Source organism: Aeromonas sp. ASNIH2 (assembly GCF_002934795.1).
Taxonomy (GTDB): domain Bacteria; phylum Pseudomonadota; class Gammaproteobacteria; order Enterobacterales; family Aeromonadaceae; genus Aeromonas; species Aeromonas caviae.
In genome coordinates this window covers 4,345,992-4,359,844 of sequence record NZ_CP026406.1, presented here as the reverse complement: position 1 = coordinate 4,359,844, position 13,853 = coordinate 4,345,992, and the positions used below count along the sequence as shown (strand labels likewise).

General features: G+C 60.2%; 11 protein-coding genes and 2 pseudogenes. 5 read left to right on the top strand and 8 right to left on the bottom strand.

Translation table 11 applies throughout. From position 1 onward, the window contains the following. Positions 1-24 precede the first annotated feature (24 nt). From serS to lrp, 7 genes and pseudogenes are all read right to left on the bottom strand, one after another. The gene (serS, locus tag C3F36_RS20790) at positions 25-1,320 is read right to left on the bottom strand and encodes a serine--tRNA ligase (protein ID WP_039039009.1); all 1,296 of its coding nucleotides are present in this window, start codon (positions 1,318-1,320) and stop codon (positions 25-27) included. 282 nt (positions 1,321-1,602) lie between these two features. Next, positions 1,603-2,367 (bottom strand): annotated as a pseudogene (locus C3F36_RS20780) (recombination factor protein RarA); the annotation flags it as partial. 30 nt (positions 2,368-2,397) lie between these two features. Next, positions 2,398-3,495: an ISAs1-like element ISAs1 family transposase gene (locus C3F36_RS20775; RefSeq protein WP_010676219.1), complete on the bottom strand. Its 1,098-nt coding sequence runs from the start codon at positions 3,493-3,495 to the stop codon at positions 2,398-2,400. 85 nt (positions 3,496-3,580) lie between these two features. After that, positions 3,581-4,162: pseudogene (locus C3F36_RS20770) on the bottom strand (AAA family ATPase); the annotation flags it as partial. Between the two features lie 67 nt (positions 4,163-4,229). Continuing rightward, positions 4,230-4,838 carry an outer membrane lipoprotein chaperone LolA gene (lolA, locus tag C3F36_RS20765; RefSeq protein ID WP_041211573.1) on the bottom strand — a complete coding sequence of 203 codons (609 nt, stop codon included), beginning with the start codon at positions 4,836-4,838 and terminating at the stop codon, positions 4,230-4,232. A 77-nt stretch (positions 4,839-4,915) separates the two neighbouring features. Beyond that, complete coding sequence (locus tag C3F36_RS20760) at positions 4,916-7,420, bottom strand: DNA translocase FtsK (protein WP_029314440.1); 2,505 nt, start codon at positions 7,418-7,420, stop codon at positions 4,916-4,918. A gap of 189 nt (positions 7,421-7,609) precedes the next feature. Next, positions 7,610-8,101: a leucine-responsive transcriptional regulator Lrp gene (gene lrp, locus C3F36_RS20755; protein WP_005300047.1), complete on the bottom strand. Its 492-nt coding sequence runs from the start codon at positions 8,099-8,101 to the stop codon at positions 7,610-7,612. Between the two features lie 150 nt (positions 8,102-8,251). On the opposite strand from lrp, the gene ald reads away from it, so the two are divergent. The 3 genes from ald to C3F36_RS20740 all read left to right on the top strand — a co-directional run bounded on the left by ald (position 8,252) and on the right by C3F36_RS20740 (position 11,801). Next, positions 8,252-9,367, top strand: a complete 1,116-nt coding sequence (gene ald, locus C3F36_RS20750; RefSeq protein WP_104455836.1) for an alanine dehydrogenase — start codon at positions 8,252-8,254, stop codon at positions 9,365-9,367. 183 nt (positions 9,368-9,550) lie between these two features. After that, complete coding sequence (gene trxB, locus C3F36_RS20745) at positions 9,551-10,501, top strand: thioredoxin-disulfide reductase (RefSeq protein WP_010674516.1); 951 nt, start codon at positions 9,551-9,553, stop codon at positions 10,499-10,501. 58 nt (positions 10,502-10,559) lie between these two features. Further along, positions 10,560-11,801, top strand: coding sequence for a diguanylate cyclase (locus tag C3F36_RS20740; RefSeq protein ID WP_104455835.1), 1,242 nt, complete (start codon positions 10,560-10,562; stop codon positions 11,799-11,801). 83 nt (positions 11,802-11,884) lie between these two features. Here the strand turns inward: C3F36_RS20740 and C3F36_RS20735 are convergent, their stop codons facing one another. Next, on the bottom strand, positions 11,885-12,355 hold the full coding sequence (locus C3F36_RS20735; protein WP_041211363.1) for a glycine zipper 2TM domain-containing protein: 471 nt from the start codon (positions 12,353-12,355) through the stop codon (positions 11,885-11,887). A 17-nt stretch (positions 12,356-12,372) separates the two neighbouring features. On the opposite strand from C3F36_RS20735, the gene aat reads away from it, so the two are divergent. Together aat and C3F36_RS20725 are read left to right on the top strand one after the other, a co-directional pair. Then, a complete protein-coding gene (gene aat, locus C3F36_RS20730) occupies positions 12,373-13,080 on the top strand; it encodes a leucyl/phenylalanyl-tRNA--protein transferase (protein WP_039039162.1) in 708 nt (235 codons plus the stop codon). Next, the gene (locus C3F36_RS20725) at positions 13,077-13,793 is read left to right on the top strand and encodes an arginyltransferase (RefSeq protein WP_041215290.1); all 717 of its coding nucleotides are present in this window, start codon (positions 13,077-13,079) and stop codon (positions 13,791-13,793) included. The genes aat and C3F36_RS20725 overlap by 4 nt, the downstream gene beginning before the upstream one ends. Positions 13,794-13,853 lie beyond the last annotated feature (60 nt).

The window sequence follows — 13,853 nt, the reverse complement described above, 5'->3', positions numbered from 1 at the left end:
GGCGTTGTCGTCTGCAACGAGCGCTTACCCGATGTGGGTCAGGCCGCCCATGTAGGATTGCAGCGCAGCCGGGATGGCGATGCGGCCATCTGCCTGCTGGTAGTTCTCGAGCACGGCCACCAGGGTACGACCCACCGCCAGACCGGAACCATTCAGGGTGTGAATGAGCTGCGGCTTGCCGTCGATGCGCACGCGAGCCTGCATGCGGCGCGCCTGGAAGTCGGTGCAGTTGGAAACGGAGGAGATCTCGCGATAGGTGTTCTGGGCCGGCAGCCACACTTCCAGATCGTAGGTCTTGGCGGCGCAGAAGCCCATGTCACCGGTGGAAAGCGCCATCACGCGATACGGCAGCTCCAGCAGTTGCAGCACCTTCTCGGCGTGACCCACCATCTCTTCCAGGGCATCCCAGGATTTTTCCGGGTGCACCAGTTGCACCATCTCGACCTTGTCGAACTGGTGCATACGGATGAGGCCACGGGTATCACGACCGTAGGAGCCCGCTTCGGAGCGGAAGCAGGGGCTGTGGGCGGTCATCTTGATGGGCAGCTCCTGCTCGTCGAAGATCTCGTCACGGGCCATGTTGGTGAGCGGCACTTCGGAGGTCGGGATGAGGGAGAACTTGCGCACCTTGCCTTCGTCTTCCCCTTCCCCTTCGATGCCGGTATTGAAGAGGTCCTGGGAGAACTTGGGCAGTTGGCCGGTGCCGTACAGGCTGTCCGGGTTGACCAGATAGGGCACGTAGCACTCGGTGTAGCCGTGCTGCAGGGTGTGCAGGTCCAGCATGAACTGGGCCAGGGCGCGGTGCAGACGGGCAATCTGGCCCTTCATCACCACGAAACGGGCGCCGGAGAGCTTGACGCCGTTCTTGAAGTCGACCCCCTTGGCCGCCTCACCCAGATCGATGTGATCGCGCACCGGGAAATCGAACTCACGCGGGGTACCCCAGCGGCGGACCTCCACGTTGTCGTTCTCGTCACGGCCCACCGGGGTGGTCTCGCTCGGCAGGTTGGGGATGGCGTCGGCGATCCCCTTGAGCTGGGCCAGCAGGGCCTCCAGCTCGACCTTGCTGGTCTCGAGCTCGTCGTTGATCTTGGTCACCTCGGCCTTGAGGGGGGCAACATCTTCACCACGACGGGCAGCCTCACCGATGGACTTGGAGCGGGCGTTGCGCTCGGCCTGCAGCTCCTGGGTGCGGGACTGCAGATCCTTGCGTTTCTCTTCCAGAACATTGACCGCCGCTACGTCCAGAACGTAGCCACGTGTCGCCAGACGAGCGGCAGCTTCGGTGATGTCGCTGCGCAGATATTTGGGATCCAGCATGGTTTACCTACTTTTTTTAATGGGATCTGGGCCCGGGTCATCGTGACCGGGTTGGGAAACAGATCCGGAAGTTAACATCGGTTGGCGCACCCCTTTGCCTTCGGAATCGGGCCTTCGAAATCAAGAAGATGGTGCAAGGCCAAGACAACCGGGGTCAGACGGGCAGTGTAGCAGACCGCCCCCCCGCCCGAACAGGGACTATTGCGCCCGTTTTTGCCGGGAACCCCCTCCCCTGATGCCCTGGCCGTGCCCTTTTCCGGGCAAGGAACCTGAAGGTCTTTCCTATCGCTTGCGCGGGCTCTGCTTGTCCAGCTCATGCAGATAGTCGAGCTTCTGGGCTATCTGCTTCTCAAGCCCCCGCTCGGTGGGCTGATAGTACTGCTTGCCGGCAAGCTCCGGGGGGAAATACTGCTCGCCGGCGGCATAGGCCCCCGGCTCGTCGTGGGCGTAGCGATACTCGGCGCCGTAGCCCAGCTCGCTCATGAGCTTGGTAGGGGCATTGCGAAGGTGCGGCGGCACCTCGAAGTCCGGCAGGTTCTTGGCGTCGTGAAGCGCCGCCTTCCAGGCGGTGTAGACCGCATTGCTCTTGGGAGCGCAGGCGAGGTAGACGATGGCCTGGGCGATGGCCCGCTCCCCTTCCGCCGGACCGATGCGATGGAAGCAGTCCCAGGCCGAGAGCGCCACCTGCATGGCACGGGGATCGGCGTTGCCCACATCTTCCGAGGCAATGGCCAGCAAGCGGCGGGCGATGTAGAGGGGATCGCAGCCGGCGCTCACCATGCGGGCATACCAGTAGAGGGCCGCATCCGGCGCCGAGCCGCGAATGGACTTGTGCACCGCCGAGATGAGGTCGTAGAAGTGATCGCCGCCCTTGTCGAAACGGGCCACGTGCTCCCCCACCACGGCGGCGAGCAGGGTACTGTCGATCACCCGCGCCCCTGAGCTGTCGGCCTCGGCCATGTCGGCAAGGAGCTCCAGATAGTTCAGAGACTTGCGCCCGTCCCCGTCCACGGCTTTCGCCAGCGCCTCCTTGGCCCCGGGGGCAAAGCCAGGGCGGGAGCACACTTTGTTGATATTTTAACCAAAGAATAACTGAGCCCGATAGTCGTCATTCCAGCCGGCTCTTTTTAGCTTGTTTCTCTGACTTCGAGCACCACAATTGCTCTGTTTTACGATATTCAATACGAACCGCCGGAATAGCGCCATATTCTCGACCGCATCCTCCATCGCTATCCTGGAAGCATCCTCGTTGAACACCACATCAAGAATGTAATGCTGGCTGTTCTCTATCCGCCAGTGCTGCCGTATATAGTGCCCTAGCAGCTTGTGCTTGGGGGATAACGAGCTGACATAGTAAGAGGTATCTACCGTTCCTTTTCCGTTGGCGCTGCGGTGACGCTCAACGGCAATGATGCTGCGGATTGTCGGCCATTTCTCCGTCAACTCTGGCGGTAATTTGGCTTTTAATTGAAATACATAACGCTCTTCCTGGCGGCCATGTCCACTCTCTTTGTGCTCGACGACAATCTTCTCTTTCTGGGCGTCAAACAGTGACTGGAATTGCGATTGAACCGCTTGATACAGCTTCGGTTGATTATTCTTGACCTGTACCACTACATGAGCCTTCTTCTCGCTGATTTTCTCCAGTGTCTCACGCTGACAATGCAACGCATCGAGTGTGACAACGGCTCCTTTTAGCTCAAGAATGTCCAGCATATCTTTGACGGTTTCGATTTCCCCCTTCTTGTTAGGGGTTGCTTTCTGGCTTAACACCAGCCCATTTTCGGTATCGTAAGCCGTGACCAACTGAAGCGCATCCTTGGCATTTCCCCGAAAGGAGCCGCGTAACACCTTGCCATCAAAGGCAATGATGGGTTTGCCCTGATGAGTGCGCTGTTCATTGACCCAGCACAGCAACGCTTCAAGCAAGGTATCGATGACAATGCAGCGCAGAATGCGGGCAACCGTGTGACGCCGCGGGATGCCGTTGGCAAAGGGGCGATGCTGACGGAGCCAATCGATCTTTGAATCGCCATAGGTTTCGATGTCATTCCAGCCCTCGGCACCACTCATGATGGCACTGATGACAAGGAACATGACATCAACCAGGTTATGTTTACGATTGATCTCAGAGCGAGTTTCTTCGACAAGGGTAAGGTGTTCAATCAACGTCATAGCGCGTGCCTCCTGCATGGAGACGCGATTAGATCACAGACGATCTGCCTGTTCAAATTTCATTAACAAAGTGCGATCCCGCCCTGGGGGCAAAGCGCAGGCTAGGGTCATTGAGGCCGCGCGGGTCCTGCATCGCCTGATCGATCATGGCGAGGATGTCCTGCTCCTCCAGCCGTTTGAGCAGATAGACCCGGGCCCGGGAGAGCAGCGCATTGTTGAGCTCAAACGAGGGGTTCTCGGTGGTGGCGCCGATGAAGGTGATGGTGCCGTCTTCGATGTGGGGCAGGAAGACATCCTGCTGGCTCTTGTTGAAGCGGTGGACTTCATCCACGAACAGGATGGTGCGCACCCCGCGCCAGCCGTTCTCCTTCGCCTTGTCGAGGGCGGCGCGGATCTCCTTGATGCCGGAGGTGACCGCCGAGAGCCGCTCCACCTCCGCCTGGCAGTAGTGGGCAACCAGTTCTGCCAGCGTGGTCTTGCCGGTGCCGGGGGGGCCCCAGAGGATCATGGAGTGGCAGTGCCCCGCCAGGATCGCTTTTCGCAGGGGCTTGTCCGGCCCCAGGATATGCTGCTGGCCGATGTACTGCTCGAGGGTTTGCGGCCTCATCCGGGCCGCCAGCGGACGAAAGTCCGAGGAGAAATCCAGGGATAAATTGCTCATCTGCATTGACCTTGCAGCTGACCGGTCGTCCATGACGCCCGGTCAGACGATAACGCCGGTAACGGCTGGCTCATCAGCGCTGGTCGTCCAGCTCGACCCCCTTCGGGATCTTGAACACGAACTCGTTGCCCTTGAGCACCGGTTTGCGGTTGAAGCTGCTCAGGGTGAACTCGCTCCACTGGCCCTGGGCCTCTTTCACGTCGAAGCGACTGATGTTGTTCTGACGGTCGAAGGTGATGCGAAAGGAGGCGATCAGCTCGTCCTTGTTGCGGCTGGTGACGGTATAGACATCCCCTTCCTGGGTCACGTCATAGTTCTTCCAGAGGCTGTTGTCGTTGCCCGCGATGAGCACGAAGGGGGTGTTGAGCACCGCATCCTTCATCTTGAGGGCGGTGACCTGCTCGACGAAGGGGTCGTACACCCACACATCCTTGCCATCGGCCACGATCAGGCTCTCGTCCGGGGAGGTAGTGTGCCAGTTGAAGCGGTTGGGTCGCTGCACCAGCAGGGAGCCGCTCGCCTTTTGCAGCTCCTTGCCCTTGCTGTCATAAACGGTCTGGGCAAATGTCGCGGAGAAGAGATTGACGGAGGAGAGCTTCTCCTTGAGATCACTGGCCGCATCGGCCCATACCTGGCTGCTGGCGACCAGCAGAATGGAACCCATCAACAGTTGTTTTTTCATCAGGCTCTTCATAGGGAGGTTCTCGATAAAAGGCCACGCCCGCAGAGGGCATGGCCAGAATGATACAGGAGTTAGGCTTAGTCACGAACCGGCGGCGGTGCCAGCACGTCGCGCTGGCCGTTGCCGCCCGGGGCGCTGACGATGCCCTGGTTTTCCATCTGCTCGATGAGACGGGCCGCCCGGTTGTAACCGATCTTGAACTTGCGCTGGACGCTGGAGGTGGAGCCACGGCGGGATTCCACCACGAAGGCCACCGCCTCGTCGAACAGGGGATCGAGCTCTTCATCGCCGCCCCCGCCGAAGTCGCCACCGCCGCCCTCGCCGTCCGACTCGCCGGAGAGGATCTCGTCGATGTAATCCGGCTCGCCACGCAGTTTCCAGTCCGCCACCACCTTGTGTACCTCGTGGTCATCGACGAAGGCACCGTGGACACGGGTGGGGTTGGAGGTGCCGGCAGGCATGTAGAGCATGTCACCCATGCCGAGCAGGGATTCGGCGCCCCCCTGGTCCAGGATGGTGCGCGAATCGATCTTGCTCGACACCTGGAAGGAGATACGGGTCGGGATGTTGGCCTTGATGAGGCCGGTAATGACATCCACTGACGGACGCTGGGTCGCGAGGATAAGGTGAATACCGGCCGCCCGTGCCTTCTGGGCGATACGGGCGATAAGCTCCTCCACCTTCTTGCCGACGATCATCATCATGTCGGCGAACTCGTCTACCACCACCACGATGTGGGGCAGTTTTTCCAGCTCCGGCGGCATCTGATCCATGGAGTCACCCGGACGCCACAGGGGGTCGACCAGGGGATCCCCCGCCTCGATGGCGGCCAGCACCTTGTCGTTGTACCCCTTGAGGTTGCGCACCCCGACCGCGGACATCAGCTTGTAACGACGCTCCATCTCGCCTACGCACCAGCGCAGGGCGTTGGCGGCATCCTTCATGTCGGTGACCACCTCGGTCAGCAGATGCGGAATGCCTTCATAGACCGAGAGCTCCAGCATCTTGGGGTCGATCATGATGAAGCGCAGATCCTCGGGGGAGGATTTGTAGAGCATGGAGATGATCATGGTGTTCACCCCCACCGACTTGCCCGAGCCCGTGGTACCGGCCACCAGCAGGTGGGGCATCTTGGCGAGGTTCACCACCACGGGTTCCCCCGCGATATCCTGACCCAGCCCCATGGTGAGCGGATTGCGGCTGGCCGCGAACGCCTCGCAGTCGAGGGTTTCCCGCAGGTAGACGGTCTGGCGTACCCGGTTGGGCAGCTCGATCCCGACGAACGTCTTGCCCGGGATCACTTCCACCACCCGCACGCTGCTGGCCGACAGAGAACGGGCGAGATCCCGGGAAAGATTGGTGATCTTGCTCGCCTTCATGCCCGGCGCCAGGTCCAGCTCGAAGCGGGTAATGACGGGACCGGGATAGACGCCCACCACCTTGGCCTGCACGTTGTAATCGGCGAGCTTCGCCTCCACCAGCCGGCCCATGCGCTCCAGCTCGTCCTTGCTCATCATCTGGGTCTTGGCGGGCGGTCTGTCCAGCAGATCGATACTCGGCAAAGGGGCCAGACCGGGCTGGGGACGGCGCTTGGCTTTTACCGGCGCAGCGGCAACGGGAGCATCGGGTTCGTCATCCCCCTCCGCCCAGGGCAAGTCGAGGTCATCTTCTTCCTGGCGCACGGCGGGACGCGGACGGCCATTGGCCACACGCTTGCCCTTGGCGGCAGGTGCCGGAGCCTCGTCCTCTTCGTCGTCAAACTGCGGATCAAACTGGAAGGTGTCTTCGTCAAGCTCCGGCAGCCATTCGTCAGCTTTTGTCTTTTGAGCGCGATTCTTCGCCTTGGGGTTGCGTGTCCAGCTGCTGTGGGGGTCTTCGTCATCCTCTTCCTGATCGAAGCTGCCCACGCCCCCTTCCAGCAGGGGATCCGGCCCCTCATAGCGGGGCTGGCGCCAGCCACCGGTGAGCCAGCGGCCCAGGGTGGTGGGGAAATGGTAGATGGCGCTGACTGAGCCGGTGCAGGCGGCACCGATGCGCTCGACAATGGTGAGCCAGGACCAGCCGGTAAAGAGGGTGATGCCGGTCGCCACGAAGCAGAGCAGCATCAGGTTGGCCCCCACGCCGCCAAACAGCGGCACCACGGCGGAGGCGATCACATCCCCCACCAGGCCGCCAGCGGAAAAGTTCTGCAAGTCGTTGAAGTTCATGCTGGCGATGGCGGACATGCCAAGCACCGTCAGCACGAAGCCGATGATCCGTACCGACAGGGTGAGGTAATCCACTTCCAGCAGCTTGCTCGGGCGCCAGAACAGGCTCCAGCCAAGCAGCACCACCAGGGGGGGCACCAGATAGGAGAAGGCCCCGAAGGTAAACATGGTGATGTCGGCGAGCCAGGCACCGGCGCTGCCCGCGAGGTTTTTCACCTCCCCTTGCCAGGAGGTTTGCGACCAGCCGGGATCGGCGGGATGGTAGGTCAGCAGGGCAAGCAAAAGATAGGCAGCCATCAGGGTGATGGCGATCAAGACGGCCTCGAAGATCCGTTGTGTACCTGATAAAGGAGTAAACAGCTTTTTATCGGCCAAACTCCGGCTCCTTTGTGAAAACATGAATGCGGGGATAGGGGGCCTAGTATCCCTGAAAAGCCCACCGATTGTCAGCCAGTGCCTGAGGGCGGGCCTGAAACTCTCTATAAGAAGAAACGAGCGGACCGGCCGCTCGTTTCTGACTATCGTGACTCGTCATGGAACTTGCAAGTCACAGCACAACCCCGCTTATCGGGTGCTGATCACCAGACGACTGCTCTGTTTGACCTCTTCCATCACCACGTAGGTGCGGGTGTCGTTGACGCCCGGCAGACGCAGCAGGGTTTCACCCAGCAGGCGGCGGTAAGCGGACATGTCGCTGACGCGGGTCTTGAGCAGATAGTCGAAATCACCGGACACCAGATGGCACTCCTGGATCTCTTCGAGCACCTGAACAGCCTTGTTGAACTGCTCGAACACATCGGGGGCGCCACGATTGAGGGTAATTTCCACGAACACCAGCAGAGACGCGTCCAGATAATGAGGGTTCAGAATGGCGGCATATCCTTCGATATACCCTTGTCGCTCCAGGCGACGAACCCGTTCCAGACACGGTGTGGGACTCAGGCCAACTCGTTTGGACAACTCAACGTTCGAAATCCTGCCATCCTTTTGCAGTTCATTCAGAATGTTGCGGTCAATCCTGTCCAAATCCTTTAGCCGACTCTTAGCTTCCATCATTTAATTCCATCCTTTGGCTATTTTTTGGTAAGAATCACCAGTCATTTTATAATAATGGCCACAAATCCTGTCAATACCTGAATATACTAGGCGCAAATGTCGCTTAACATCTAGGCAACATAAACCACCAATCGATAGACGAGGGATAGCATGATTATCGGTGTACCTAAGGAAATAAAAAACCATGAATATCGCGTAGGCATGGTTCCGGCCAGTGTACGTGAACTGACAGCACGAAACCATACTGTTTTCGTCCAAAGCGGCGCAGGAAATGGCATTGGGTTCAGTGACGCAGATTATCTGGCTGCCGGAGCCGAGATCCTGGCCTCCGCTGCCGAAGTTTTCGCCAAGGCGGAGATGATCGTCAAGGTCAAGGAACCCCAGGCAGTGGAACGGGCCATGCTGCGTCCCGGCCAGACCCTCTTTACCTATCTGCATCTGGCGCCGGACCTGGCCCAGACCCAGGATCTCATCGACAGTGGTGCCGTCTGCATCGCCTATGAAACCGTCACGGACGGTCGTGGCGGTCTGCCCCTGCTGGCCCCCATGTCGGAAGTGGCCGGACGCATGTCTATTCAGGCCGGTGCCCAGGCACTGGAGAAATCCCGTGGCGGCAGCGGCGTGCTGCTCGGCGGTGTGCCCGGTGTGGAACCGGCCAAGGTGGTGATCATCGGTGGTGGTGTGGTGGGCTCCAACGCAGCCCGCATGGCCGTCGGCCTGCGTGCCGACGTCACCATCCTCGACAACAACGTCGATACCCTGCGCCGTCTCGACAGCGAGTTCCAAGGGGCTGCCAAGGTGGTCTACTCCAACCGCGAGACCCTGGAGCGCCATCTGCTGGCGGCGGACCTGGTCATCGGCGGCGTGCTGGTGCCTGGCGCCACTGCGCCAAAACTTGTCAGCCGTGACCACATTGCTCGCATGAAACCCGGTGCAGCCATCGTGGACGTGGCCATCGACCAGGGCGGCTGTGTCGAGACCTCCCATGCCACCACCCATGAAGATCCCACCTTCATCGTCGACGAGGTGGTGCACTACTGCGTGGCCAACATGCCGGGTGCCGTGGCGCGGACCTCTACCGTGGCCCTGAACAACGCCACCCTCCCCTTCATCATCAAGCTGGCCGAACAGGGCTATCGCAACGCACTGCTCGCCGATCCCCACCTATTGCGCGGCCTGAACGTGATGGCGGGCAAAATCACCTGCAAGGAGGTTGCCGTGGCCCACAACCTGGCTTACACGGATCCCCTGACCCTGCTGAACTGATCGCGTCCCTGCAAAGGGAGGTAGATGAGTGAAAATCCGCCCGCGATGGGCGGTTTTTTTATGCCTGCCATCCCCGGCTCACCCCTCTTGTTGGCGATTGCCCCAATCGATGCGCTGGCCTTTGACCACGGATCACGAATTACCTACAATCGCGCAAACTCATCACGTCTCGGAAATCACATCATGAGCCAAGTCACTCACAGCAAACTGCTGATCCTGGGATCCGGCCCGGCAGGTTACACTGCGGCCGTCTATGCCGCTCGCGCCAACCTCAATCCCCTGCTCATCACCGGCATGCAGCAAGGTGGTCAGCTGACCACCACCACCGAAGTGGAAAACTGGCCAGGGGACGCGGAAGGGCTGACCGGCCCGGCCCTGATGGAGCGCATGAAAGAGCATGCAGAGAAGTTCGATACCCGCATCCTCTTTGATCACATCAATGAAGTGACGCTGACCGAGCGTCCCTTCCGCCTCAAGGGGGACAACGGTGAATACACCTGCGATGCGCTGATCCTCGCCACCGGTGCCTCCGCCAAATATCTGGGTCTGCCCTCCGAAGAGGCTTTCAAGGGCCGCGGCGTCTCCGCCTGCGCCACCTGTGACGGCTTCTTCTACCGCAATCAGGAAGTTGCAGTGGTCGGCGGCGGCAACACCGCCGTGGAAGAGGCACTCTATCTGGCCAACATCGCCAAAAAGGTGCACCTCATCCATCGCCGCGACGAGTTCCGAGCCGAGAAGATCCTGATCAAGCGCCTCAACGACAAGGTCGAGAGCGGCAATATCGTCCTGCACACCCATCAGACCCTGGACGAAGTACTGGGTGACGACATGGGCGTCACCGGCGTGCGCCTGCGCAGCACCCGGGATGACACCACCTCCGAGCTGCCGCTGATGGGGGTCTTCATCGCCATCGGTCACCAGCCCAACACCCAGATCTTCGAAGGGCAGCTGGCGATGGAAAACGGCTATCTGAAAGTGCGTGGCGGACTGGAAGGGTTCGCAACCCAGACCAGCATCCCGGGCGTGTTCGCCGCCGGCGACGTGGCCGACCACGTCTACCGCCAGGCGATCACCTCCGCAGGGACCGGCTGCATGGCCGCCCTCGATGCTGAGCGATATCTGGACGCACAATAATCGGAAGGATATAAAGGGCATGCCAGTTGGCATGCCCTTTTTTATTGCAAGGAGCAGGATGAAACGAAAAATAATGATAGTGGAAGACAGCCTGACGGTACGCCGCATGCTGACCCAGGCCATTGCGCAGCAGACCGGGCTGGAAATCGACGCGTTCGATACCCTTGAAGGGGCTCGCGATTGCCATGGGGAAGATTATGTGGTCGCCCTGGTGGATCTCACCCTGCCGGACGCCCCCGGCGGAGAGGCTGTCAACGTACTGAGGGAGCGTGGGCTGCCGGTGGTGATCCTGACGGCCGACATCAGCGAAGAGAAGCGGGAAGCCTGGCTGGAGGCCGGGGTGCTGGACTACGTGATGAAGGATTCACGTCACTCCCTGCAATATGCCGTCGGTATGGTGCACCGCCTCTACCTCAACCAAGCCATCGAAGTCTTGGTGGTCGACGATTCACGCACCTCCCGTCACCGTACCGCGGCCCAGTTGCGCAAGCAGTTGTTGCAGGTGCACGAGGCCAATTCTGCCCGCGATGCGCTGGCGCAGCTCGAGCAGCACCCCGCCATTCGCCTGATGCTGGTGGACTACTACATGCCGGAGATCGATGGCATCAGCCTGGTGCGAATGCTGCGCGAGCGCTACAGCAAGCAGCAGCTCGCCATCATCGGCATCTCGGTATCGGACAAGCACGGCCTCTCGGCACGCTACCTCAAGCAAGGGGCGAATGATTTTCTCAATCAGCCCTTTGAACCCGAGGAGCTGCAGTGCCGGGTCAGCCACAACCTGGAGGCCCTTGAGCAGTTCAACAACATCCAGGAATCGGCCAACCGAGACTACCTGACCGGGCTTTACAACAGACGCTACTGGTTCAACGAGGGTCAAAAGTGGTTCGAGGAGCATCAGCGCCATCAGGCGCAGCTCTCCCTGTGCGTGCTCGATGTGGATCACTTCAAGCAGGTCAATGATCACTGGGGGCACGCCATCGGCGATCAGCTGCTCTGTCACCTGGCCAGGCTGCTCACCCAGTTCTTCCCGGATGCCATGATAGCCCGATTCGGTGGTGAAGAATTTGCCCTGATGGTGCCCCACTGCCCCGTTCCCGTGCTGCTCAAGCGGCTGGAAGGGCTTCGTCTGCAAATGCGCCAGCAACCGCTGTCCCGGGAGATATCGCTCTTTGTACGCGCCAGTTTCGGCGTCATCAATGTCGGGCGGCTCTCCATGGACGAGGCGCTGAGCGAGGCAGATCGCCAGTTGTATCAGGCAAAGAATACCGGGCGAGACAAGATAGTCTGTCAGGACGTCTGAGCAAGCATCAGCAGAGGCACTCCGTGTAGTACCGCCCGGCGCCCCTTGTGTGGCGGCCGCCGGGTCAATCCCTTCTTCACCGTTCAATAGGTCTTGTCGACCCGCACCCCATCGCTGAAATAGAGGATGCGCACCTTGTCGCCCTGCGCAAAGACCATGGCCGGATCGTAATCCTGGATCACGTTGATGAGCCCGTTCTGCTCGTTGCGGATCAGCAGCTCCACCAACTTGTTCTCCACCACGCTGCCCCCTGACTGAAACTGCTGCACCGCCGCCGCTCCCGCCAGCGCTCCGACCGCAGTGGCAATTTCCCGCCCGTGCCCACCGCCAAACTGGTTGCCGAGCAGCCCGCCAAGCACGGCCCCTCCCAGAGTTTTCCAGCCGGAATGCTCCGATTCCACCATCTGGCGCTGGGTGATGTTGCGCACCGCATCCACCTGGCCGAAGACCACCTGCTCCACCGGACGCGCCGTGTTGCGTTCATACACCGCACTCCAGGCCGGCGCCGTGACAAAGCCAAGCAAGCTGGATACTATCAGGATAATGGCCTTCATCTATGAACCTCTGCCTTATGTCTCGCTATCTTACCGAACTGGATGATGAGCTGTGCTGGTTTCCCTCCCCCAGCCATGCGCTGGAAGAGCCCAACGGGCTGCTCGCGATTGGGGGAGATCTCTCTCCCGCTCGATTGCTGGCAGCTTACCACAGCGGGATCTTTCCGTGGAATGAACCCCATCAGCCACTGCTGTGGTGGTCACCGGACCCCAGGGGAGTCATCGTGCCCGAGGAACTCCACATCGGCCGCAGCCTGCAGAAGTGTTTGCGCCGCACCCCCTTCGAGATTTACATCAATCGCGCCTTTGATGACGTCATTGCAGCCTGCGCCGCCCCCCGTCGCACCGCCAGCGGCACCTGGATAAGTGCCCCCATGATCGACGCCTATCGGCGCCTTCATCGCCTCGGTCATGCCCACTCCATCGAGATCTGGCAGGATGATCAGTTGCAGGCAGGCCTCTATGGCCTCTCCCTGGGCCGACTCTTTTGTGGTGAATCCATGTTCAGCCGCATCGACAATGGCGCCAAACTGGCCATGGTGGCCCTCTGTCGCCACTTTGCAGGGCATGGCGGTGCCCTCATCGACTGCCAGATGCAAAACGACTTTCTGGCCACGCTGGGCGTCCAGGAGTGGCCAAGGCAGCGCTTTCTGACCACCCTGGCCACCCTCACCCGGCAACCGTTGCAAGAGGGATGCTGGCAACCGAGGAGAATCAGCCTATGAGTGAAGAAGTGATCCTCAAGGTCGGGCTGACCCCCAGGCACCCGTGCAGCTACCTCGGTCACGAGCAGGAGCAGTTGCTGGTCTTGATGGACCATGAATTGCTCAACGCCACCGGGTACGAACGGCTGCTGACGGCAGGATTCCGGCGCAGTGGCAACGACATCTATCGTCCTCACTGCCCCGCCTGCAGCGCCTGCCAATCCTTGCGCATACACAGTGAACGCTTCATCCCGAGCCGTGGGCAGAAACGCATCCGCCAGTTGAACCGGGATCTCGAACTCGTGCTGAGCTATGACGACAAGCCCGAGTATTACCAGCTCTATGAACGCTATATCCGTGAGCGTCATCGGGATGGCAGCATGTATCCTCCGAGCCGGACCCAATACAAGGGGTTCCTGCACTGCGACTGGATGCCCCCCCTTTATCTGGAGATACGCAAGGAGGGACGCCTCATCGGCGTGGCCACCACGGACCTGCTTCCCCACTCTCTGAGCGCCATGTACACCTTCTTCGACCCCGACTATGCCGACCGGTCGCTCGGCACCTTCGCCATCCTGAGCCAGTTGGAACTGGCCAGACGTACCGGTCGTCAGTGGCTCTATCTGGGGTATCTGGTGGAGGAGTGCCGCAAGATGAATTACAAGCGCCAATACCTGCCCCATGAGCTGCTGGTACAGGGCGAATGGAAAAAAATCGACACCAAGCCCGAGTAAACTTTACACATAGCCTTAAATCCGGCATGATCCAGCGGTTTTTTGTTGTGGCTTATCAAG